Origin of the sequence: Mariniradius sediminis (genome assembly GCF_021491425.1) — a bacterium.
GTDB lineage: Bacteria > Bacteroidota > Bacteroidia > Cytophagales > Cyclobacteriaceae > Mariniradius > Mariniradius saccharolyticus.
Window position 1 is genome coordinate 84,797 of record NZ_JAKEVZ010000002.1, and the last position, 23,714, is coordinate 108,510.

Here is a 23,714-nt window from a genome sequence, read left to right on the forward strand (position 1 = left end):
CACCACAGCGGAATATAGTTTGAGATCTGGGGAATTACAAATTCCACTAAATAAAAAGGTATAAAGAAAGTAAGCACCGTTTGCTCAGCTCACATATTCAGCAGGGCCATCGCCACACCAAAGTACACGGCAAGACCCAAAAGGTCATTGGCCGTCGTGATAAAGGGACCTGACGCGATTGCGGGGTTGATGCCAAATTTGTTGAGTACCAAAGGCGTCACCGTACCCATAAAGGATGCCAACAAAACCACGCAGAACATGGCCAATCCAATCGTCAATCCAAAAATCGCGTCGAATCCATAGACAAACTTCACCACCAAAAACACAAATCCACCCAATACGATGCCATTTACCAGGGCAATCATCACACCCTTGACAAAACGCTGCCAAGGTGTATCGTCAAACACGGACTTGGAAGCCAAGGTCTGTACCACCAGGGATGAAGACTGTATGCCTACGTTTCCGCCCGTAGCAGCTACCAACGGAATAAAGGAAGCCAGTGCGATATACCTGCTGAGGCCATCTTCAAAAAAGCCGATGATCTTCGCCCCCAGCAATCCCCCAATCACCCCAATCAACAACCACGGCAGCCGGGCTTTGGAAATCTTGAAGATGGAGTCGGATTCCTCGATATCGTCCGAGATACCGGTCATAGCCTGGATATCCTCGTCAGTCTGTTCCCGCATCAAGTCGAGGATATCATCGACGGTAATCCTGCCGACAAGGCGGTTTTTGGCGTTGACGACGGGTACCGATTCCAAGTCATATTTCCGCATGATTTCGGCGACGTGCTCCCCATCCATATGGGTGGGGATGGAGATAATTTCCTTTTCATAGATGTCGGAAATTTTGGTATCTGCCGAGGAGAGAATGATTTTCTTCAGCGATACCCGCCCCAGCAAATGCTGCCTATTGTCTACCACATAGATCGAATAGATTTTCTCCACCTTCTCGGCTTGGCGACGGATCTCCTCAATGGTCTGGACCACGTTCCAGTTTTTGTTGGCTTTGATGAATTCCTTGGCCATCAACCCGCCCGCAGAGTCCTCGTCGTAGCGAAGGAGGTCCAGGATGTTGGCTGACTTTTCCCGCTCCTGCAAGTGACTGATGACATCCTCGCGTTCCTTAGCAGGCATCAGGATCAGGATATCTGCAGCATCATCGGACTCCATTTGGTCGATCAGCAGGGCCAGCTCCGTGGGCTCGAGCTCCTTGATGACCATGCCGAGCGGATCTTCATCCATTTCGATCAGGATATCAGCAGCCATCGAAGGGTTCAAAAGCCGCAGCACATATATGGCCTCGTCCATATTGAGCTCATCGAGCAGGGAGGCGATATCAGCCACATTGGCCCCATCCAGCGATTGGATGATCAGCTCATTGTGTTGGGATTCGATGTTTTCCTGCAAGCTCTCCAAAAACTCCTTGGACAGCTCAAATGACTTTATTTGTTCCAAGATGGCTGAAGTTTAAGGGTGAGTTGCACAAAATCCGCGACGTCGAGTTGCTCGGCTCGCAGGTCCAAGACCGGATCCAATTTCAATTCCTCAGACAGGCCCAAGGCCTTCAGGGAATTCCTGAGCGTTTTTCTTCGGGTGCCAAAACCTTGCTTGACGACGCGGAAGAATAGCTTTTCATCACAGGCAAGTCGCTCGGTCGTGTTCCTTTTCAATCGGATCACACCCGAATGAACCTTGGGCGGCGGATTGAATACGCCCGGCGGTACGGTAAAAAGATACTCTATATCATAGAAGGCCTGCAGCAAGACCGACAGAATGCCGTATTCCTTGCTGCCTTTGGGGGATGCGATGCGTTGCGCCACTTCCCGCTGCAGCATGCAGACCACTTCGGTCACTTGGTTTCTTTCCTCCAAGACCTTGAAGAAAATCTGGGAGGAAATATTGTAGGGAAAATTTCCAGCGACGATGTAAGGCCCGTTCATGATCGGGGAGAAATCCTTGCGGAGATAATCCGCCTCGATGATTCGCTCGCCCAAGTCGGGGTACTTCCCATGTAGGTACACGATGGACTCATGGTCGACATCCACCAGGTACAGATCCCAATCCTTGCGCAGCAAAAAATCCGTCAACACACCCATCCCCGGACCGATCTCGAGGACCTTGTTGGTCCCCTGATGCCCGGTCAGGCTGCCGGCGATTCGCTCAGCGATACTGAGATCGGTGAGAAAATGCTGCCCAAGGTGTTTTTTGGCTTTGACGTTTTGGATGTGCGCCATGAAAATTATTTCTATAAATTGCAGGTCAAAAATAAGAGAATTATCACAAAGGCATAGGATTAATTTACCCGCAGGGTGAATGGATGCCAAGCCGATTTGGCCTTCGGTTGCCTGATTTTGGCTTGTTTTTGTTTGTGTAACTCTTTTTTCCAACGTTTCTTTTCAATCAAATACATGAACCCAAGAAAAAACAAGCCAGTCATCGGAATCAGTATCGGAGATATCAACGGAATCGGACCGGAAGTCACTTTGAAAGCTTTGATGGACAACCGCATCCTGAGATTGGTGACTCCTTTGATATATGCCCACGGCAAAGCGATCACTTTTTACAGGAAACACCTCGGTTTGGAGGATTTCAACTTCATGCAGATCAAAAACATCCAAGAAGTCCACCACAAGAAAGTCAATCTCATCAATGTGGTCGAGGAGAGTCCCGAAGTGATGCCCGGCGCGGAGACCCAAGAAGCTGGAAAATTGGCCTTGGCGGCGCTCAACCATGCCATCAAGGACCTCAAAGACGGCAGCATCGAAGCCCTTGTCACCGCTCCGCTCAATAAGCACAATATCAATTCCGAGACGGTGAAGTTTGTAGGCCACACGGAATACCTGACCGAGGCGCTAGGTGTCAAAGACAGTCTGATGTTCCTCGTTTCGGAGGATATCCGCGTGGGCTTGGTGACGGGCCATCTCCCACTCAGCGAGGTCAGCAAGCAGGTGACTGCAGATCGGATCAAATCCAAACTTGAAATCATGCTGCAGTCATTGAAGAATGATTTTGGCGTAGGAAAACCAAAAATCGCGGTCCTCGGTCTGAATCCCCATGCGGGCGAAGAAGGACTTTTGGGTACCGAAGAAAACAACATCATCAAGCCGGTGATCAAAGAATACAAAGACAAGGGGCAATTGGTATTTGGACCTTATCCCGCCGATGGGTTTTTCGGCATGCTGCAGCATAAGAAGTTTGACGGCATCCTTGCCATGTACCACGACCAGGGTCTGATTCCTTTCAAATCCATGGCTTTTGAGACCGGGGTCAATTTCACGGCCGGACTACCTGTAGTACGCACCTCTCCGGACCATGGCACTGCTTACAACATTGCCGGAAAAAACCAAGCCGACGAAGGCTCTATGCGGGAAGCCGTCCTCGCTGCCTACGACATCATCCGCCACAGGGGCGGTTGGGATGAGAGTGGGGAAAGTTGAGGGAGAAACGAGAGATTAGAGGCGGGAACCAAGAGACAAGAAGCAAGAGGGGTAGGTAGAACGGAAATCCCAATAACCAATGACCAATAACTTAATAACCTAATAACTTTCCAACCTTCTAACTCAATAACTCAATAACCAATAACGAAAATAAAGTGAGCGGTCCGACTAAAGACGCTAGCATTGACAGCCAAAATCGATTGACTTTGCTATAAAGACGAGGACTGAAATTCCCTTTGGGTTTTATGCCTGTAAATTATTTGAAGCCGAATTTTATTTTTCCGGAGCATTTCTCTAAATTTGCGATCTTGATTGAAGAAACGAGGCCGTGAAACTCATCAAAGCATATGAAATCGATGTCATCAGGCTAAAGGATGGCAGGCACGCTTTCAAGTTTGAGGTAGGCGACAAGTTCTTCGAGCACTATCAGGCAAATGATTGGCTCAACGGCGCCAATATTGAAGTTGACGTAAATCTTACCAAAACAGTCTCGGTGATGGAGGTGGATTTCCATATCCACGGCACTGTCAACCTGACTTGTGACCGGAGTTTGGAACCGTTTGACGAGCCTTTGGACTTGCACGAAAAGGTGGTTTACAAATACGGCCCCGTAGAAGAGGAGATCAGTGAAGATGTCTTCATGATTACCAAAGACACGCCGAGCGTCAACGTGGCACAGTTGATCTACGAGTACATTCTCTTGGCTTTGCCGGCAAAAAAGATCCACCCGGATTATCGGACAGCCGAAGACGAGGAAGAGGATGAGGAATTCGAATCCGAAATCGAATCGTTTATGGACGAATTAGAGGAAGAAGATGAAATTCCCTCGGATGAAGAGGAATCAAAAGAAGAAAGAGTAGACCCTAGATGGGATATATTGAAAAAATTGAAAAACGACGAATAATCTTAATTAGACATAGAAATGGCACATCCTAAACACAAAATTTCGACAACCAGGAGGGACAAAAGGAGAACTCACTATAAATTGACAGCACCAGGACTTTACAAATGCCCTACCACAGGTGAACTCCATCTGCCACACAGAGCATTCTGGTTGGATGGCAAATTGTACTACAAAGGTCAAGTGATCCAAGAAAAAGAAACGACTGCATAATTTACGGTCGACTGAAAACCATATAAGAATCCATTCTGGGAAACCGGAATGGATTTTTTTGTTGCCCGTTCTGTTCGGCAACGCCAAAAACAATCCCGATTGATTTGGGAATGGCAATATACCAAAACAGACCCTAGGAGCCCATTTTTCGACTGAAGTCGCAAAAGCCAAAAAACTTTGGTGGAAATGGACATTTTAGATAATTTTGTCGCCTTGACTTCGGAACAGGGACTCCTAATCACCGAAGATTTGACATTCTCAAATAAGCCAGCATCTGAGGTATCCATTCTCTTGGAAATGCCTTCAAAACCACAAGTATGAAAAAAACCAGAGCAGTCATTACCGGCGTACACGGATGGGTTCCGGATTACGTCCTGACCAACCGTGAGCTCGAAACCATGGTCGACACCAATGACGAATGGATCGTCACCAGGACAGGCATCAAGGAAAGGAGGATCCTAAAAGGTGAAAACAAAGGCACCTCCGTAATCGGGATCAATGCCGTCAAAGGCTTGCTTGAAAAAACCAACACCAACCCAGAGGACATCGAACTCATCATTTGCGCGACGGTCACGCCTGACATGCCCTTTCCCGCCACAGCCAATATCATCGCTGATGGCGTGGGCGCGACAAAAAGCTACAGTTTTGACATCTCAGCTGCCTGTTCGGGATTCCTTTACGCCCTTACCATGGGCAGCCAGTTTATCGAAACAGGCATGCATAAAAAAGTTATCGTCGTTGGGGCAGACAAAATGTCGGCCATCATAGATTACCAAGACAGGGCTACCTGCATCATTTTTGGCGACGGCGGAGGCGCGGTACTATTGGAACCCACAGAGGAAGAAGTCGGCGTGATGGATTCCCTTTTGCTATCGGACGGATCTGGCGCCCCTTACCTACATATGAAAGCAGGCGGAAGCCGTAAGCCCGCCACTGCGGAAACAGTCGCAGCACGGGAACATTATGCTTACCAAGAAGGATCTACGGTATTTAAGTTTGCAGTAACCAATATGGCCGAGGTCAGTGCCCAAATCATGGATCGGAACCAACTGGTCGCAGACGATATCGCATGGCTTGTCCCCCACCAAGCCAACAAACGTATCATCGATGCCACAGCCAACCGCATGGGCATAGGCCCAGAAAAAGTCATGCTCAACATTGAGCGCTATGGCAACACAACCGCAGGGACGCTCCCGCTTTGTCTTTGGGACTATGAATCCCAGCTAAAGAAAGGGGACAACATCATTCTCGCTGCCTTCGGCGGCGGCTTCACCTGGGGATCGATTTACCTCAAGTGGGGATATGACCCAAAATAAAGCAATAACCAATTTAGAGATACAAGAATAATGGCAACTACAGCAGATTTCAAAACCGGATTGTGCCTTGAAATGAACAATGACATCTACACCATTGTGGATTTCCAGCACGTGAAACCCGGAAAAGGGGGCGCATTCGTGAGAACAAAACTCAAGAGTCTTACCTCCGGCAAAGTGCTGGACAAAACCTACACGGCGGGTGAAAAAGTCGTCACAGCCAGAGTCGAGAAAAGACCCCACCAGTTTATCTACCAAGATGACTTCGGCTACAATTTCATGGACACTGAGTCTTTCGAACAGATTTCCATCCAGGAAAAACTCATCGAAAGGCCCAAGTTGCTGAAGGAAGGACAAATGGTAGATGTATTGGTACATGCCGAAACAGAGACTCCGCTCTCCGTGGAACTTCCACCTTTTGTAGAACTGATGATTACCTACACAGAACCCGGCATCAAGGGTGACACAGCCACAAACGCCATGAAGCCAGCTACTTTGGAGACCGGTGCGGTAGTGATGGTGCCGCTTTTTGTGGATCAGGACATCATGATCAGGGTGGATACCCGGGATGGTTCTTATTCCGAAAGAGTAAAATAATTTCCGGAAGCTATGTGATTTGGTTAAATTACATAGCTTCTTTGTTTGATTACCAACCTTAACAGGATCCAGAATAGCCAATGGGTCCAAAAATCTAAAATCATGAAAGCAAAAGAAATCCAGGATTTAATTGACTTCATTTCCAATTCAGGACTCGCCGAAGTCAAAATCGAAACCGAAGAATTCAAATTGTCAATCAAAAAATACGCAGAAGCGCCAACTGTAAAGGTTGAGACGCTCCCGATGGCAGCACCCGTAGCAGTCGCCCAACCTGTGGCGGCGGCACCTGTAGCTGCTGCACCCGCACCTGCCCCTGCGCCAGCCAAAGAAGATACCTCCAGATACGTCGAGATCAAATCCCCGATGATTGGTACATTCTACAGAACTCCCAATCCGGATTCGGACAATTTTGTGAACGTTGGGGATACCGTATCCGCGGGACAGACCGTATGCATTATCGAAGCCATGAAGCTTTTCAATGAAATCGAATCCGAGGTGTCCGGAAAGATTGTCAAGATACTTGTCGAAAACGCAACCCCAGTCGAATATGACCAGCCGCTTTTCCTTGTAGACCCAGCAGGATAATTTTTGTATCACCAACCCGAAATCCCGTGTTCAAGAAAATACTTATAGCGAATCGTGGAGAAATTGCCCTGAGGGTGATCCGTTCCTGCAAGGAAATGGGCATCAAGACCGTGGCCGTCTACTCCACCGCCGACAAAGACAGCCTCCACGTCCGTTTTGCGGATGAGGCAGTCTGTATCGGACCTCCCCCAAGCAGGGAATCCTATCTCAACATACCCAGAATCATCGCGGCAGCCGAAATCACCAATGCTGACGCTATCCATCCCGGCTATGGATTCCTGTCCGAAAATGCCGAGTTCTCCAGAATTTGTGAGGAATACGGCATCAAGTTCATCGGTGCAAGCCCTGAGATGATCAATAAAATGGGAGACAAAGCGACCGCCAAAGCGACCATGAAGGAAGCAGGCGTGCCGACAATCCCGGGTTCGGAAGGACTATTGGAAAGCATCGAACAGGGCGTCAAGATCGCCAACGAAATGGGCTACCCAGTCATCCTAAAGGCCACAGCCGGTGGTGGCGGACGCGGTATGCGGATCGTGAAGTCCGAAAGTGAATTCAAAAAAGCCTGGGACGACGCCCGGCAAGAAGCGGGTGCAGCCTTCGGAAACGACGGGCTTTATCTCGAAAAATTCGTTGAGGAGCCCCGCCATATCGAAATCCAAATCGTCGGTGACAGCACAGGAAGGGCTTGCCATCTCTCAGAAAGGGACTGTTCCATTCAAAGAAGGCACCAAAAACTGGTGGAGGAAACCCCTTCTCCCTTCATGACCGACGAACTCCGGGAAGCCATGGGCAAAGCAGCCATCAAAGGTGCAGAAGCCATTGCCTATGAAGGCGCGGGAACAATCGAATTTTTGGTCGACAAAAACCGCAACTTCTACTTTATGGAGATGAACACCCGTATCCAGGTGGAGCATCCCATTACCGAGGAAGTCACTGATTTTGACTTGATCAAGGAACAAATCAAAGTGGCGGCGGGTGAGAAAATCTCCGGCAGGAATTATTTTCCGAAACTGTATTCCATGGAATGCCGAATCAATGCCGAGGACCCCGCCAACGGTTTCAGGCCAAGCCCAGGTAAAATCCTTAACCTCCACATGCCGGGAGGAAAGGGCGTACGGGTCGACAGCCACGTGTATGCAGGTTACGTCATTCCACCGAACTATGACTCCATGATCGCCAAGCTGATCGTCAGGGGACAATCAAGGGAAGAGGTAATCGTCAGGATGAAGCGCGCCTTGGAGGAATTTGTGATCGATGGCATCAAAACCACCATCCCCTTCCATATTGCGCTCTTGGACAACGTCGACTTCAGAAAAGGAAACTTCACTACGAAGTTCCTTGAGACCTTTGATTTCTCTGTGATCAAAGCCTAGGCAAACAAAAAAGGATAAATGGAGCCCGGACCTGTGTCTGGGCTTTTTTGTTGGAAAAAACCCAAACCTGCTGACATGCTTTGGCACAAATCGACAGGGTCTTGGGAAAAAACCTTAATTTTGCGCCTCGAAAAGCCTTTCAAATCATCGATGTCGTTAGCAACTAAATATAACCCCGCAGAAGCCGAAGCCAAATGGTACGCCTATTGGATGGCCAATGGTTTTTTTTCATCCAAAGTTGATCCTTCCAAAGAACCCTATACCATCGTCATTCCCCCGCCCAACGTGACGGGCGTCCTGCACATGGGCCATATGCTCAACAATACGATCCAAGACGTATTGATCAGAAAGGCCCGCATGCAAGGCAAAAACGCCTGCTGGGTACCCGGGACTGACCACGCGTCCATCGCTACAGAAGCCAAGGTCGTTTCCATGCTGAAAGAAAGGGGAATCGACAAAAAATCGATCACCCGGGAGGAATTCCTCAAGTATTCCTGGGAATGGAAGGAAAAGTACGGCGGCATTATCCTCGAGCAACTCAAAAAGCTCGGTGCATCCTGCGATTGGGATCGTACCAAGTTTACCATGGACCCCGACCTCAGCGATGCGGTGATCTCGGTTTTCGTCGATCTGTACAACAAAGGAAAAATTTACCGTGGCGTCCGCATGGTCAATTGGGACCCGCAGGGCAAGACCGCCTTGTCGGATGACGAGGTGATCATGAAGGAGATTTCCTCCAAACTTTACTACATCCGCTACAAAATCGAAGGATCGGAGGCGGAATATTTGACCATCGCCACCACCCGGCCCGAAACCATCATGGCCGATGTAGCCATCTGTATCAATCCCAATGACCTGCGATTTGCCCATTTGAAGGGGAAAAAGGCCATAATTCCATTGATCAACCGCGCAGTTCCCATCATCGAAGACGAGTACGTGGATATGGAATTTGGTACCGGCTGCCTGAAAGTCACCCCGGCCCACGACGTCAACGACTACGAACTGGGAATCAAACACAGACTCCCCGTTATCGACATCCTCAACGACGATGGCAAGCTCAATGAAAAAGCCCAAATCCTTGTCGGTGAGGACCGATTCATAGCGCGGAAAAAGATAGGCAAGCTGCTCGACGAAATCGGTCAGTTGGAAAAAATAGAAGACTACAAATCCAACGTGGGCCATTCAGAGCGGACAGATGCGGTCATCGAACCGAAGCTTTCCCTGCAGTGGTTTTTGAAAATGGAGGAAATCACCAAACCCGCGTTGAGCGCGGTGATGGACGATGTCATCCAATTGTATCCACCCAAGTTCAAGAACATGTACAGGGCATGGATGGAAAATGTACGCGATTGGTGCATTTCCCGGCAACTCTGGTGGGGCCACCAAATCCCCGCTTTCTATCTGCCGAACGGAGAGTTTGTGGTGGCCAAAACCAAAGAAACAGCCCTTGAGATCGCCAATGCCAAGTTCGGTACCAATTTCGCAATCGAAGAGCTCAAGCAGGACGAGGACGTGTTGGACACCTGGTTTTCGTCTTGGCTATGGCCGATTTCGGTTTTCGATACAGACGTGTTTTCGACCGGAAAGCCGAATGAAGACCTCAAGTACTACTATCCTACCAACGATCTGGTGACGGCCCCCGAAATCCTTTTCTTCTGGGTGGCGCGGATGATCATCGCTGGATACGAATACCTGGGTGAAAAGCCATTCAGAAACGTCTACCTCACGGGCATCGTGCGCGACAAATTGGGCCGGAAAATGTCCAAGTCGCTGGGCAATTCTCCGGATCCATTGGACCTTATCGCCAATTATGGAGCGGACGGCGTCAGGACGGGAATGCTCTTCTCCTCCCCTGCCGGCAATGACCTTCCCTTTGACGAAAAACTCGTCGAGCAAGGCCGGAACTTCGCCAACAAGATCTGGAATGCTTTCCGTCTTGTAAAGGGCTGGGAAATCGACGAAAACGCTAGCGGTGATGCCAATGCAGCATCGATCGACTGGTTTGAAAACCGGTTCCAACAGGCGCTAGCCGAAATCGAGGACCATTTCGACAAGTTCAGGATTTCCGATGCGCTGATGGCCACCTATAAATTGGTATGGGATGATTTCTGCTCTTGGTACTTGGAAATGATCAAACCAGCCTACCAACAGCCTATCGACAGGCCGACCTTGGACAAAACAATTGGGCTTTTCGAAGATATCCTCAAAATCCTGCATCCCTTCATGCCTTTCCTCACCGAGGAACTGTGGCAGCAGATGAGGGAAAGGTCTACCGCGGAAGCCTTGATCATATCGTCTTGGCCAACTGCGAAATCCTTTGACGAAAAACCGATTGTTGAAGCCAGTCAGGTATTCGAGGTCGTGTCACAGGTCCGGAATACACGCAACGCGAAAGGCATTTCCCCAAAGGAAAGCCTCAGCCTCGCCATCAATACCAAGCAGCCTGGGTTGTACCAAAAATTCGAGGCCGTGCTGAAGAAACTGGCGAACCTTTCGGAACTCCAATTCGGGGAAAAGGTCGACAACGCGATCAGCTTTGTGGTCAAGGCAGACGAATGCTTTATCCCAATGGCGGCTGAAGTGGATGTCGAAAAAGAACGCGAAAACCTGAGCAAGGAATTGGAATACACCAAAGGCTTTTTGGCAACGGTGATGAAAAAATTGGAAAACGAGCGCTTTGTAAGCTCGGCACCTGCTGCCGTGGTCGAAACGGAGCGCAAAAAACAAGCCGACGCCGAAGCCAAAATCAAGACATTGGAAGAGTCGCTGGCGAAGCTATCCTAATTGCTATTTAGAAATCAAAGAATTGGAAACCACCACTCAACGGGAAGTTGTGTGGTGGTTTTTTGTCTTTATTACTTTATGTTTAAGAACAATAAATTAAGTTTAACCGTGTAAACATACATGTTACACTTTCAAATCTGTTCTCCATGAGAAATTCTTTTAAACTCGCCTTGATTTTTGTTGTCTTTATGGGTTTTCAAGCCTGTGATCAGTCTGAGGAAAATACTCCTGATATCACCCAAGAGGAATTCCCGGACCTGAAGATTTTCCTGGACAGATTTGAAACGGAGGCGAAACGGAGAGGCTATAATTTCAATTTTTCAGGCTTGGACATTGCCTACGTCGATGAAATCCGGCTCTCAGACAATACTACTTACTGTGGAATTGGCTACAACAGGAATCCTCAAACAGGAAGAAGAACCGTGCTTATTTCCAAAAATCCAACTTGTGGATGGTCCTCAAAATCTGACTTGGACCGTGAAAGTCTTTTTTTTCATGAATTGGGGCACGCATTTTTAAATCTGCCTCATGATGAGACTAAAATGTGCAACGGTCGGTATCTGAGTATGATGACTGAGGTAGTAAATCAAATTTCCCTATACAAGGAAAATGAACCTGAGCTTCGGGAATATTATCTAGATGAGTTATTTGACAGATTAGCTGCCAACGAACAGTGCATTGATTTTGGGCAAAATTTTGCAGAAAATCCGGTTTTTTTCAAAAATGAGTTATCTGACCCCTTTTGGAGTTTCTCTAACGATAATGGCAATTACGCAGTATCAAGAGGAATTCATCCGAATTCAAGCACCACGTTTTTGGGAATTTCTTCTACAGGAAATGGCCAAAATACAGGCTATATCTACAAACAGCTCGAAGTTCCCAATATCCCCGAAGGCGCCACGGTGATTTTGCGTACAAAAGTCAATGCGGAAAATTTGGAAGGACCTGGGGTAGCTATTGCTATGAGGGTTTACGATACAAAAATCGGCACAACAGGAGCCTCTGTCAATGAATCCCATACGCTGACCACAGAACCTAACCCCGTAAATGGAAAATTGGAAAATCATGTGTTGGAATTACAGCTTCCGAATTTTACGAGAAAAACAATTTTCCTCATTCCGTTCGCCGTCATGATGCCCGGAACCAAAGGACAGGCATTTTTTGATGATTTTGAGATTTTGGTTGAGCCGAAGTAAATAATCAGGTGAATTTAAAGTATACTCAATTTGAAAAATAGATAGGCTGGAAGCTTCGGGATACACTGTTTACGATCTATTGCTCGTTAATGGACCCTTTTGGAAAAGGGTCTTTCTATTTTTTCGTTCCTGTTTCCCTAAAAACTAAAAATACCCCGCACAAGCTATTGACTTGAATCGCGATTTTTACAATCTTAGGCACCACACAAAAAGAATTCTTTTACTGCTGATCACCTACTTGGCACAAGAGCATTTTTTTGTGAAGCCAAAACCCGTTTTTACCCCATTTTCCCACACTATGACAAGAGAAGAACAACTGCAATTTTGCAGGCAATGCGTAAACCGCAGATTTGATGCCGAACATGGACTGGTCTGTGCCCTCACCGGGGAGGTTGCTGCTTTCGAGAGCGAATGCCCTGATTTCTCCGAAGACGGAAACGTCAAACTACAGGAGTCAAATGGACGTTTCGTAGCTCCTTTATCCGAACTGCGGGGTGAACAAAATCTGCCGCTGGGTCTTTCCGCGGGCATCATTGCCGGATCCTTGGGGGCAATCCTGTGGGGAGTAATTACCGTAGCGACCGGCTTCCAAATCGGGTATATGGCGCTGGCCATTGGCTTCGGCGTGGGACTCGCAATTAGGCAGATGGGGAAAGGAATCGACCAAATATTCGGTATCAGTGGCGCTATCATTGCCTTGTCGAGCTGCTTATTGGGAAATTTCTTCAGCGTGATCGGATTTCTCTCCAATCAAGAAAACCTCGGATACATCGAGACACTTTTCCTGTTCGACTATTCCTACCTGCCTGATGTCATGATGGAGACATTTAGTGGTATCGACCTGGTGTTTTACGCCATCGCCGTAGTGCAAGGGTATAAATTTTCGTTTCGGAAAATCGGGGAAGAATAAGAAAGAATCTTAGCAAAAATTCATCCTTTAGATTCGATCCAAGGGATGAATTTTTTTTTATCCCTTTCGCACAAACTCAGACTTCAATGCCATCGCACCGAAACCTTCGATTTTGCAGTCGATATTGTGGTCACCTTCGACCAAGCGGATATTTTTGACTTTGGTACCGGCTTTGATCGCTTTCACTGCACCTTTGACGGGAAGGTCCTTGACCACGACTACCGTATCGCCGTCAGCCAGGATATTGCCGTTTGCATCTTTCACGACAAATGCTCCAATTTCTCCGGCAACTTCTGCCACCCATTCAAATCCACATTCGGGACAAACGAGTTTTCCGTCCATTTCATATCCATAAAGTGAATTGCAGGCAGGGCAAGGAGGTTTTTTTTCCATGTGGTAAATGTAGAGCGTTTTTTGGGGAATGGAAGTTTATTTTTGATCCTTCGAGAACGAAAAATTACTTATCAAAGGTATCTTCAAACCATTTTTAGTATATTTATTATCAATGATTTACAAGAAAATCATCGTCAATATTCCGCAAAAAAGTTCGAGATTTTTCCCATCCCAAAACCCAAATAACCATGAAAACACACATTGCTTTAGCTTTCCTGATTTCAGCATTGTTGGTGTCAACACCCTTCATTGCTAGTGCCCAAGAAATGACCAAACAAGGCTATCTGGAAAAAAGCCGAAAACAGAAAAGAACGGGGTTCATCCTGTTGGGAGGAGGAACAGCCTTTGTAGGTGTCGGGGCGATTGTAATAGCCACCAATACAGTCAGTTACACTATCACCTGTATTGGTTTGAATTGTTCCCAGACGGCGGGAAATGGAGTTGAAGCAGGTGGCGTGATGATATTGATTGGTGCACTGTCCGCCGCAGCCAGCATTCCGCTCTTCATCAGCGCTGGGAACAACAGGAAAAAAGCCGCGGAAATGAGTTTCTCCAATGAACCGATATATGTCCCAAAATATGCCGGAAACCTGCCGAGGGCGGTTCCTTCAATCACTTTGAAAATCCGGATTTAGGCGAAGTTTCTTTTTATAATTCTCAATCGCAGGTGTTTTCGAAATCCGAAAGCATTTGCGATTTTTTTTTGTTGATTGAATTGCCGGAAAATCGTCCTGAAGGTTTAGAGTTCCCAATCCAAAGGCAAATCCTTTTATAATTTCAATTGCTTTTTCCTCCCTCAGCCCCGATCTTCCAACATCATTGAGTCAATAAAACTTTACCCATGAAACCATCCAAAAAGACTACAGAACAGTCAAGAGGGGATTTTATCAATAACGCAGCAATCGCCTCCTCGATTTTTATCGTCCCAAGACATGTTCTGGGAGGTTTCGGCTTCACTGCCCCTTCTGACCATCTCAATCTCGCGACCATCGGCGCCGGAGGCAAGGGAATAGATCCGGTTTTTGGCATCAGTGGGGCGGTGATTGCGTTGTTGAGCTGTATGTTGGGGAATTTCCTGATCATCATCGGCTTTGTTGCCAATCAGGAAAGCCAGGGATATATCGATACCCTGTTTCTATTCTATTATTCCTTTTTGCCGGATGTGATGATCGGAACCTTCAGTGGCATCGACCTGGTATTTTACGCCATCGCCGTAGTGCAAGGGTATAAATTTTCGCTTCGGAAAATCGGGGAAGAATAAGAAAGAAGCTTAGCAAATATTCATCCTTTGGATTCGATCCAAGGGATGAATATTTTTTTATCCCTTTCGCACGAACTCAGACTTCAATGCCATCGCACCGAAACCTTCGATTTTGCAGTCGATATTGTGGTCACCTTCGACCAAGCGGATATTTTTGACTTTGGTACCGGCTTTGATCGCTTTCACTGCACCTTTGACGGGCAGGTCTTTGACCACGACTACCGTATCGCCATCAGCCAGGATATTGCTGTTTGCATCTTTCACGACAAATGCTCCAATTTCTTCCGCAACTTCTGCCACCCATTCAAATCCACATTCGGGACAAACGAGTTTGCCGTCGATTTCATATCCACAAAGTGAACTGCAGGCGGGGCAAGCGGGTATTTTTTCCATGGGATAAAGCAGGGCGTTTTTCGGGGAATGGAAGTTTATTTTTGACCCTTCGAGAATGAAAAATTACTTATCAAAGGTATCTTCAAACCATTTTTAGTATATTTATTATCAATGATTTACAAGAAAATCATCGTCAATATTCTGCAAAAAAGTTCGAGATTTTTCCCATCCCAAAACCCAAATAACCATGAAAACACACATTGCTTTAGCTTTCCTGATTTCAGCATTGTTGGTGTCAACACCCTTCATTGCTAGTGCCCAAGAAATGACCAAACAAGACTATCTGGAAAAAAGCCGAAAAAAGACAAAAGCTGGTGCCATCCTTTTGGGAGGCGGAATTGTCTTGTTTTCGATCGGAGGCACATTGATGGCCGTAAGCGGTTTAGACCAATTAACCTCATGCATTGGAGGAAATTGCTCCTCAGGCGCGGAAGATGGCTTTGCAGCAGGCACCGTGATGATGTGGGTCGGCGGATTATCAGTTGTCGGCAGCATCCCACTCCTTATCAGCGCTGGTAAAAACAAGAAAAAAGCCGCGGCATTGAGTTTCACCAACGAGCCGATATATCTCCCAAAATATGCCGGAAACCTGCCGAGAGCAGTTCCTTCAATCACTTTGAAAATTAGAATTTGAGTAAAGACACTGTTCATCAACCTCAATCGCAGGTGTTTTCGAAATCCGAAAGCATTTGCGATTTTTTTTTGATCGAATTGCCAGAAAATCGTCCTGAAGGTTTAAACTTCCCAATCCAACGGGAAATCCTTTTATAATTTCAATTGGATTTTCCTCGCTCAGCCCCTATCTTCCAACATCATTAAGTCAATAAAACTTTACCCATGAAACCATCCAAAAAGACTACAGAACAGTCAAGAAGGGATTTTATCAAAAACGCAGCAATCGCCTCCTCGATTTTTATCGTCCCAAGACATGTTCTGGGCGGTGTCGGCTTCACTGCCCCTTCTGACCAGCTCAACCTCGCTGCCATCGGCGCCGGAGGCAAGGGAATTTCCGATATCAAAAACGCCTCTGTCAACGGCAGGGAGCGTGTCGTCGCTCTCTGTGACGTGGACTTCTCGGGCTCCGCCAAGCAGTCAATCGCCAATTTCCCCAATGCCAAGCTCTATGCCGACTACAGGGAGATGCTCGACAAGGAAAAAGATATCGATGCAGTCACCATCTCGACGCCGGACCATGTGCATGGCCCCGCTGCCAAATACGCCATGGAACGCGGCAAACATGTCTATGTACAGAAACCACTCACGCACAATATCCGGGAGGCCCGTCTGCTGACCGAACTGGCCCGGGAGAAGAAAGTCGTCACCCAAATGGGCAACCAAGGCGCTTCCAATCCACTGCTCGGCATGGTCCAAAAATGGGTGGATTCGGGCAAATTGGGCAAAATCGCTGAAGTGAAAATATGGACCAACCGTCCCGTATGGCCTCAGGGGTTTGCCTTTCCCCAACCTGACCCAAGCAAAAAACCAAATGACCTGAATTGGGACCTATGGCTTGGCCCATCGGCCGAAATCCCATACACACCCAATCTCCATCCCTTCAATTGGCGGGGATGGTGGGATTACGGCACGGGTGCGCTGGGTGATGTCGGCTGCCACCTGGTCGATATTCCCTTTAGGACTTTGGGACTGCACTACCCCTTGGATGCAGAATGCAGCGTAGGGACGGTATTCACCAAAATGTGGACGCCAGACTACAATCCCGAAGGCTGCCCTGCTTCGTCTTTCATCACGATCAACTTTGCGGCAACACCAAAGAGCAAATCCCCCATCCAAATGACCTGGAGCGACGGGGGCATAAGGCCGTCGAGGCCATCCATTATTCCTGCCGATATGGACATGGGCGGCGCAAATTCCGCCAATGGAGTCCTCATCATCGGGGAAAATGGCGTGATTTCGACCAATATCAACGACAGCTCGCCGCTGATGCCGAAGCTATTCCTCAATGACGGCACCACCGAATTCGGCCCAGAAAAAACAGACAACCCCGAACCCGAATATGGCCATCAACGCAAGTGGGTGGATGCCTGCAAAGCGGGATTTGGCAGCGCGGAACACAAGGCGCTTACTTCTTCCTTCGACTATGCGGGTCCAATGACAGAAACCGTCCTTATGGGCAACCTGGCCATCAGAAGCTACATGCTCCGCAGACAAAATGCACAGGGGCAAATGGAGTTTTACGGCCGTAGGAAACTGCTGTGGGATGGCAACAACATGCGCATCACCAACTTTGAGGACGCCAATCAATTTGTCGGCCGGGAATACAGAAAGGGATTTGAAGTCTGATTTTCCCTGAAATCCGATCCAAATGCCAAGCCACGAGCCCGCCTCCCAAAGTCTATGGTCCGGAAGGTCCGCTGAGACTATCCAATATTGGCACCAAGCAGTGAAATGCCAAAAGCCGTCGGATAAGCCCCATGGTACTGGCAAAAGCATATCGCTACTTGGCTATGCCGTGGATGCGGGCGTACAGCGCAACTCAGGACGAACTGGCAGTGCTGATGGCCCCGACGCGATTCGGAAAATGATGGCAGGAATGGGATTTCATTTGGACAACGGGATTCCCATATACGACTTTGGCAACATTGGCACGGTCGGGGACGATCTGGAGGAAACACAAATTTGGGTGAAGGAATGGGTACTGGAAAGGCTCCAATCCCATTCCTTTCCACTCCTATTGGGTGGCGGGCATGATTTGGCCTATGCCCATGGAAAAGCAGCAATGGATTTCTGTCTCAGCAAAGGCGAAAAACTCGGCATCATCAATTTGGATGCGCATTTTGACCTGCGGCCCCTGCTTTTGGGAAAAGGACATTCGGGCTCACCATTTTTTCAATTGTCAGAAGAGTACCCAAAGGACTTCCAATACCTCTGCCTCGGTATCCAAAGGGCAGGAAATCCACCTATCCTATTTGAAATCGCCGAAACAAAAAAGGTGCGATGGATGGAAATGGGCGATTTTTCGATCAGTAACTGGGAGTACATCAGAGAAGCCTTGGACCATTTTTGCAGCAATGTCAATAAAATCTACCTGAGTATCGATTTGGACGGTTTTTCATCGGCTTTTGCACCGGGAGTGAGTGCACCTTCCCCGATGGGTTTTTCGCCGGAACTCGCCTCCAAAGTCCTCAATTGGATCGCCGATTCCGGCAAACTGCTTTGCATGGACGTGGTGGAATTGAATCCCCAGTTTGACCAAGACAATGCCACGGCGAGGTTGGCTGCAAGATGTAGTGAGCAGGTTTTGCATCGACTTTTTGGCCATCAAAAAGACTGATTTTTCTTGACCACAATCACCTGAAAATGTGATCATTGTCACGGTATTTTGGATTATTTTTTTGGAATTTTCACTTGTTAAAAAAATCCAATAACACATCTAAACTACTCTAACCATGGGCTCTATAACTAAACGTGACAGAAGTTTTTGGCCAAAGGTGGTTCAAGACTTCTTCGGAACCGAAAACCCCTTCGACTGGGATGAAAAAAACTGGTTCCCCGCAAAATCCTTTGAAGTTCCTTCCTGCAACGTGATCGAAAACGAGAAGGAATTCAAATTGGAAATGTCCGCTCCCGGCTTTGAGAAAAAAGACTTCAAAGTCGAGGTCAGCGATGGTATCCTCCACATCAGTGCCGAAAAGGAAAACAAGGTGGAGGAAGAAAAGGAAAACTACCGCAAGAAAGAATTCTCCTACTCTAGCATCAGGAGGTCCTTCAGTCTCCCAGAGTATGTGAAGGATGATGGCATTGACGCCAAGTACGAAAATGGTATTCTCCACGTGGTGGTCCCAAAAAAATCCGTTGAAAGCACAAAGCCCAAAAAGGCAATTACCGTAGGTTAGTTGTTGTTTTCAGTAGGCGAAGCCCCGGTCTAATTGGCCGGGGCTTTTTGTTGCTACCAGATGGAAATTGAAAAAAACGCAGGGTCAAATTTGGATAATTTGACTTATTTTGAAACTCAGTTTCGACATCCAGCACCATGAGAAAAATTTGCCGCGTGATCGCCTGGACGGTATTATGGGTACTGCCTACCTTGGCCAACGCCCAAACCTTCCGCATTTTTGAGAAACCGATCATTTTCGATGAGGAGCGGGAAAAATTATCGCTGGAGTACCTCGAGAAAAGACACGGAATCCTGCAGGAAACCGCCACCATCCAACCCAAAATGGTCGTCGTCCACTGGACAGCAATCAATACCTTGGAAACGACCTTTGATGTATTCAATCCCGTGCATCTTGCAGGCAGGCCGGAATTGACGGCAGCAAGTAGGCTGAACGTATCCGCACATTTCCTCGTCGATCGGGATGGGACGATTTTCAGACTGTTGCCGGACACCGCTTTTGGAAGACATACCATCGGGCTGAATTATATGGCCATCGGCATCGAAAACATTGGCGGTCCGGATGCGCCCCTGACCAAGGCACAGGTCAAGGCCAACGCGGAACTCATCCGCTACCTCCACAGGAAACACAAACTCCAATACGTCATCGGCCATCATGAATACTATGCCTTCCAAGGCACACCCCTTTGGAAGGAAACCGACCCCAACTACATCACCCAAAAACAAGACCCCGGTGACAAGTTCATGAAACGGCTGCGAAAAAAACTCTCCGACCTTTCCTTCAAAAGTACCCCCTAATCCATTTTCTAGATGATATTCTTTTCAAAACCAAAGATTTCCACATTTAGCTTCTTATTGATCTTCTCCTTAGTGATGTTTTCCTGCAAAACCGCCAAGGTCCCCGCTCCCGTCAGTCCACCAAGTACACAAAAACCATCCCCGAAACCGGAGCCCGAAAAACCAAAACCCCAGCCAAGGGAATTCTACACCGCTTTGGATGTGGAAGTCGCCCCTGCCCCACGGGAATTCAGGGGCGTGTGGATCGCTACGGTCGCCAATATCGATTGGCCGAGCTCGGGCACCTTGCCTTATGCACGCCAAAAAGAGGAATTCACCAGCCTGTTGGATTATTACAAATCCCTCAACTTCAACGCCGTCATCGTCCAAATCCGGACCTCCGGAGACGCGTTTTATCCTTCCCGCTTTGCACCTTGGTCACGGTACCTGACGGGAAAGGAAGGCCAAAGGCCCGACACGACCGAGGACCCTCTTTCTTGGATGATTTTGGAGGCCCATCGCCGAGGGATGGAATTCCACGCATGGCTCAATCCCTACCGCGCGACGATGAACCTGGACAAAGACCTGCTGAGTCCGGAACATGATTTTTTCCGCCACAAAGACTGGATGGTCAAGTACGACACCAAGTACTATTACAATCCCGGACTTCCTGAAGTACGCGCCCATCTCGTGCAGATTATCCAGGAAGTGGTCAAAAACTACAACATCGACGCCATCCACTTTGACGACTATTTCTATCCCTACAAAGTCCCCAACCTGGAGTTTGACGACAAGGCGGCATTCCGGAAATACGGCAAGCCGGGGCAGAAAATCGACGATTGGCGCAGGCAAAATGTCAACATGCTCGTGCAGGAGGTACATACCACCATCAAGGCCGAAAAGCCTTGGGTACAGTTTGGCATCAGCCCCTTTGGCGTCTGGCGCAACAAAGAAAAAGACCCCATCGGCTCGAATACCCGTGCCGGTCAGACCAATTTCGATGATCTGTATGCCGATGTGCTGACTTGGATGAAAAACGGCTGGATTGACTACCTCATCCCGCAACTCTACTGGAGTATGGATTACAACTTGGCTTCGCACCGGATATTGGTGGACTGGTGGTCCAAAAACCACTACAATACCAATATCTACATCGGCAACGGCCCCTATAAAATCCGCGACAATGCCGACCAAGCCTGGAACAATCCGATGGAAATCCCGACGCAGGTTGGTCTTTCCAAAATCACGCCCAATATCTCAGGAAATGCCTTTTTCAGCGCCAAGTCCATGTATGTCAAAAACCGCGACGTGGCTGAACTCCTCCACCAAAACCATTACCAAGGGCCCGTTTTGCCTCCTTTGATTTCCAAAGAAACTGCCAACACCCCTGCATTTTCAGCACCGCAACTCCTACCGCATGGTGATGGGTTTGCATTTGTGTTTGGGCAAAGCATCGCACCGGACTATCGATTTGCGCTTGTGCAGACCGCACCAACCTTGGCCGACTTGCAAAAACGGAGCGGGAAAGCTACATTCCAGAAGGTTTACCTGGACGACAGCAACCGCCAACTCATTCCCGTGCTGAGTCCTTTCAACCAGAAATTTGTCGCCATCAGTTTCTTGGATATCTATGGCAAGGAATCCAAACCGATGGTTTTTGAAATCCACAGCAAACCCTAACCTTTTGTTGCGATGAAAGACATGCTCGTCCGCCTTTTGGAACTTCCTGATATTTCGGAGACGGAAAGTCAGCTTGCAAAGGAGAGAATCATTTTCCGTAGACCCATTCCGCCGGAGAAGTCCTTTGTCCAAAACTGGGTGATGGAGCATTTTGGGCAGTATTGGGCCAATGAAGTCGATGCGGCTTTTTCACATCTTCCTGTTCATTGCTTCATTGCGCAGCGGGAAAATGAGATACTGGGTTTTGCCTGCTATGAGGCTACGGCCAAGAACTTCTTTGGGCCCACAGGCACCTTGGAAAGCATGCGGGGAAAAGGCATTGGCAAGGTCCTGTTGGTCAAAAGCCTCCAAGCCCTTCGGGAAATGGGCTATGCCTACGCCATCATCGGCGGCGTGGGTCCTGCTGACTTCTACAAAAATGCCGTCGGCGCAGTGGTGATCGATCGCTCGGAATACAGCATTTACGAAAACCTGTTGAGGAAAAAACCATGAGCAAGACCCCGCGCAACAATCCATGGTACTGGGTGCCTTCACTGTATCTGACCGAGGGTATCCCCTACGTACTGATCATCACCGTGTCGGTCATCATGTACAAAAAGCTCGGCGTCGACAACTCGGACATTGGGCTTTATACCAGTTTCCTTTACCTCCCATGGGTCATCAAGCCACTGTGGAGCCCGATGGTGGATTTGTATGGGACAAAGCGGAAATGGTTCCTCGGGATGCAACTGGTGCTGGCAGCGGCTTTCCTGGGTGTAGGCTTGAGTTTGCCCACGAATCAGTTTTTTGTCATGAGCTTGGCTTGCTTCTGGGTGGCCGCTTTTGCTTCCGCAACCAACGACATCGCCTCGGACGGCTTTTATCTGCTGGCGCTAAAGGAAGACCAACAATCCTTTTTCATCGGGCTGAGGAGCACTTTCTACCGCGTGGCCATGGTCACGGGACAGGGATTGATCGTGATTCTGGCGGGTTGGCTAGAGGTGAAGTATGGCGACAATACCCAGGCTTGGTCGCTGACGATGGTTGTCGTGGCGGGGCTGATGTTTGTACTGACCCTTTTCAATTGGCTGCTCACACCCAACATTGAGACACAGGCAAATTATGTAAAAGAAGAAAGCCTGACCTTTGGGAAGGTGTTTGTATCGTTTTTCGCAAAGAAAGACATCGGGATAGCTTTGGCATTTATCCTGCTGTACCGCTTGGGCGAATCGCAGTTGTTGAAAATCGCCTCTCCCTTCCTCTTGGATACGCGTGAAGCCGGAGGCCTAGGCCTCAGCACCACCGACGTGGGTTTGATTTATGGGACCTTTGGCGTCATCGCCTTGTCTTTGGGGGGAATAATTGGCGGGATTGTCATTTCCCGGGATGGCTTGGGTAAATGGCTTCTGCCCATGATTTTGTCCCTCAACGTGCCCAATTTCCTCTATTATGTCCTCGCCTATTTACAGCCCGAATCTGCTTTTTGGGCAGGTGTGGTCGTCGTGACGGAACAATTGGGATATGGATTTGGCTTTGCAGCCTTTATGATGTACCTGATTTATGTCGCCGATGGACCTGCCAAAACCTCCCACTACGCCCTCGCCACGGGATTTATGGCCATGGGGATGATGCTGCCGGGCATGGCAAGCGGATTTGTCCAGGAGTGGCTTGGGTACGAAGGATTCTTCCTTTTGGTCGTGGCATCGGCCGTCCCAGGAATATGGTTGGTTCGCTACGTGAAATTTCCGAGGGGGTTTGGGAAGAAAAAAGAGGGATGAGGGATTGGGAGATAAGGGATTGAGGGATAGGGGATTGAGGAAAAGGATGAAGGGTAGATCCGTTTTCTTCGTCATTCCGAGTTTTTGAAATTTGGCATTTACGGGAGGGCAATGACAGCTGCGGCCCGTCATGCTGAACCGTAGCTTGCGGAGGGAAGCATCCCCTGAATTGAGGAGACCCTTCGTTCCTCAGGGTGACGATTCATAAGTGTGTCATTTGTAGGCACGAGGAATCTAAGCAGGTTAGTACAATAGACCCCTCCTCTTTCGGGGTGACGAAGTAAAA

23 protein-coding genes and 1 pseudogene are annotated in these 23,714 nt (G+C 48.3%); 20 read left to right on the forward strand and 4 right to left on the reverse strand.

Translation table 11 applies throughout. From position 1 onward, the window contains the following. Window positions 1–89 precede the first annotated feature (89 nt). Window positions 90–1,457 (reverse strand): magnesium transporter, encoded by a 1,368-nt coding sequence (gene mgtE / locus L0U89_RS03180; RefSeq protein ID WP_008623384.1) that lies wholly within the window; start codon window positions 1,455–1,457, stop codon window positions 90–92. After that, window positions 1,445–2,227 carry a 16S rRNA (adenine(1518)-N(6)/adenine(1519)-N(6))-dimethyltransferase RsmA gene (gene rsmA / locus L0U89_RS03185; RefSeq protein ID WP_234860434.1) on the reverse strand — a complete coding sequence of 261 codons (783 nt, stop codon included), beginning with the start codon at window positions 2,225–2,227 and terminating at the stop codon, window positions 1,445–1,447. Before rsmA ends, mgtE begins: the two co-directional genes overlap by 13 nt. A 183-nt stretch (window positions 2,228–2,410) precedes the next feature. On the opposite strand from rsmA, the gene pdxA reads away from it, so the two are divergent. The 10 genes from pdxA to L0U89_RS03235 all read left to right on the forward strand — a co-directional run bounded on the left by pdxA (window position 2,411) and on the right by L0U89_RS03235 (window position 13,314). Beyond that, window positions 2,411–3,439: a 4-hydroxythreonine-4-phosphate dehydrogenase PdxA gene (gene pdxA / locus L0U89_RS03190; protein WP_234860197.1), complete on the forward strand. Its 1,029-nt coding sequence runs from the start codon at window positions 2,411–2,413 to the stop codon at window positions 3,437–3,439. Between the two features lie 328 nt (window positions 3,440–3,767). Next, window positions 3,768–4,343 (forward strand): YceD family protein, encoded by a 576-nt coding sequence (locus L0U89_RS03195; RefSeq protein ID WP_234860198.1) that lies wholly within the window; start codon window positions 3,768–3,770, stop codon window positions 4,341–4,343. A gap of 18 nt (window positions 4,344–4,361) precedes the next feature. Then, a complete protein-coding gene (gene rpmF / locus L0U89_RS03200) occupies window positions 4,362–4,553 on the forward strand; it encodes a 50S ribosomal protein L32 (RefSeq protein ID WP_081610429.1) in 192 nt (63 codons plus the stop codon). Between the two features lie 317 nt (window positions 4,554–4,870). Then, window positions 4,871–5,869, forward strand: coding sequence for a beta-ketoacyl-ACP synthase III (locus L0U89_RS03205; RefSeq protein ID WP_234860199.1), 999 nt, complete (start codon window positions 4,871–4,873; stop codon window positions 5,867–5,869). 30 nt (window positions 5,870–5,899) lie between these two features. Beyond that, window positions 5,900–6,463: an elongation factor P gene (efp, locus tag L0U89_RS03210; RefSeq protein WP_040478393.1), complete on the forward strand. Its 564-nt coding sequence runs from the start codon at window positions 5,900–5,902 to the stop codon at window positions 6,461–6,463. Between the two features lie 102 nt (window positions 6,464–6,565). Then, on the forward strand, window positions 6,566–7,048 hold the full coding sequence (gene accB / locus L0U89_RS03215; protein ID WP_234860200.1) for an acetyl-CoA carboxylase biotin carboxyl carrier protein: 483 nt from the start codon (window positions 6,566–6,568) through the stop codon (window positions 7,046–7,048). Between the two features lie 26 nt (window positions 7,049–7,074). Then, the gene (accC, locus tag L0U89_RS03220) at window positions 7,075–8,424 is read left to right on the forward strand and encodes an acetyl-CoA carboxylase biotin carboxylase subunit (RefSeq protein WP_234860201.1); all 1,350 of its coding nucleotides are present in this window, start codon (window positions 7,075–7,077) and stop codon (window positions 8,422–8,424) included. A 150-nt stretch (window positions 8,425–8,574) separates the two neighbouring features. Next, complete coding sequence (locus tag L0U89_RS03225; protein ID WP_234860202.1) at window positions 8,575–11,208, forward strand: valine--tRNA ligase; 2,634 nt, start codon at window positions 8,575–8,577, stop codon at window positions 11,206–11,208. 146 nt (window positions 11,209–11,354) lie between these two features. Continuing rightward, entirely contained in the window at window positions 11,355–12,404 is a 1,050-nt protein-coding gene (locus L0U89_RS03230; protein ID WP_234860203.1) for a hypothetical protein, read from the forward strand. A 298-nt stretch (window positions 12,405–12,702) separates the two neighbouring features. Further along, window positions 12,703–13,314, forward strand: a complete 612-nt coding sequence (locus L0U89_RS03235; protein WP_234860204.1) for a hypothetical protein — start codon at window positions 12,703–12,705, stop codon at window positions 13,312–13,314. Window positions 13,315–13,371: 57 nt separating this feature from the next. Here L0U89_RS03235 and L0U89_RS03240 read toward each other — a convergent pair whose 3' ends face one another. Then, on the reverse strand, window positions 13,372–13,707 hold the full coding sequence (locus L0U89_RS03240) for a zinc ribbon domain-containing protein YjdM (protein ID WP_234860205.1): 336 nt from the start codon (window positions 13,705–13,707) through the stop codon (window positions 13,372–13,374). A gap of 188 nt (window positions 13,708–13,895) precedes the next feature. Between L0U89_RS03240 and L0U89_RS03245 the strand changes: the two genes are divergently transcribed. Further along, the gene (locus L0U89_RS03245) at window positions 13,896–14,342 is read left to right on the forward strand and encodes a hypothetical protein (RefSeq protein ID WP_234860206.1); all 447 of its coding nucleotides are present in this window, start codon (window positions 13,896–13,898) and stop codon (window positions 14,340–14,342) included. 206 nt (window positions 14,343–14,548) lie between these two features. Beyond that, window positions 14,549–14,728 (forward strand): annotated as a pseudogene (locus tag L0U89_RS03250) (gfo/Idh/MocA family oxidoreductase); the annotation flags it as partial. Between the two features lie 297 nt (window positions 14,729–15,025). On the opposite strand, the gene L0U89_RS03255 reads toward L0U89_RS03250, so the two are convergent. Beyond that, window positions 15,026–15,361 (reverse strand): zinc ribbon domain-containing protein YjdM, encoded by a 336-nt coding sequence (locus L0U89_RS03255; RefSeq protein WP_234860207.1) that lies wholly within the window; start codon window positions 15,359–15,361, stop codon window positions 15,026–15,028. Between the two features lie 187 nt (window positions 15,362–15,548). On the opposite strand from L0U89_RS03255, the gene L0U89_RS03260 reads away from it, so the two are divergent. From L0U89_RS03260 to L0U89_RS03295, 8 genes are all read left to right on the forward strand, one after another. After that, on the forward strand, window positions 15,549–15,995 hold the full coding sequence (locus L0U89_RS03260; protein ID WP_234860208.1) for a hypothetical protein: 447 nt from the start codon (window positions 15,549–15,551) through the stop codon (window positions 15,993–15,995). 203 nt (window positions 15,996–16,198) lie between these two features. Continuing rightward, window positions 16,199–17,662, forward strand: coding sequence for a Gfo/Idh/MocA family protein (locus tag L0U89_RS03265; protein WP_234860209.1), 1,464 nt, complete (start codon window positions 16,199–16,201; stop codon window positions 17,660–17,662). 22 nt (window positions 17,663–17,684) lie between these two features. Beyond that, complete coding sequence (gene hutG, locus L0U89_RS03270; RefSeq protein WP_234860210.1) at window positions 17,685–18,653, forward strand: formimidoylglutamase; 969 nt, start codon at window positions 17,685–17,687, stop codon at window positions 18,651–18,653. Window positions 18,654–18,768: 115 nt separating this feature from the next. Then, a complete protein-coding gene (locus tag L0U89_RS03275; RefSeq protein ID WP_040478400.1) occupies window positions 18,769–19,215 on the forward strand; it encodes an Hsp20/alpha crystallin family protein in 447 nt (148 codons plus the stop codon). 137 nt (window positions 19,216–19,352) lie between these two features. Beyond that, window positions 19,353–20,012, forward strand: coding sequence for an N-acetylmuramoyl-L-alanine amidase (locus L0U89_RS03280; protein WP_234860211.1), 660 nt, complete (start codon window positions 19,353–19,355; stop codon window positions 20,010–20,012). A 12-nt stretch (window positions 20,013–20,024) separates the two neighbouring features. Continuing rightward, window positions 20,025–21,671 carry a glycoside hydrolase family 10-like protein gene (locus L0U89_RS03285; protein ID WP_234860212.1) on the forward strand — a complete coding sequence of 549 codons (1,647 nt, stop codon included), beginning with the start codon at window positions 20,025–20,027 and terminating at the stop codon, window positions 21,669–21,671. Window positions 21,672–21,683: 12 nt separating this feature from the next. Then, window positions 21,684–22,163 carry a GNAT family N-acetyltransferase gene (locus L0U89_RS03290; protein ID WP_008623410.1) on the forward strand — a complete coding sequence of 160 codons (480 nt, stop codon included), beginning with the start codon at window positions 21,684–21,686 and terminating at the stop codon, window positions 22,161–22,163. Then, window positions 22,160–23,428 carry an MFS transporter gene (locus L0U89_RS03295; protein WP_234860213.1) on the forward strand — a complete coding sequence of 423 codons (1,269 nt, stop codon included), beginning with the start codon at window positions 22,160–22,162 and terminating at the stop codon, window positions 23,426–23,428. The genes L0U89_RS03290 and L0U89_RS03295 overlap by 4 nt, the downstream gene beginning before the upstream one ends. The last annotated feature ends 286 nt before the right edge of the window (window positions 23,429–23,714 follow it).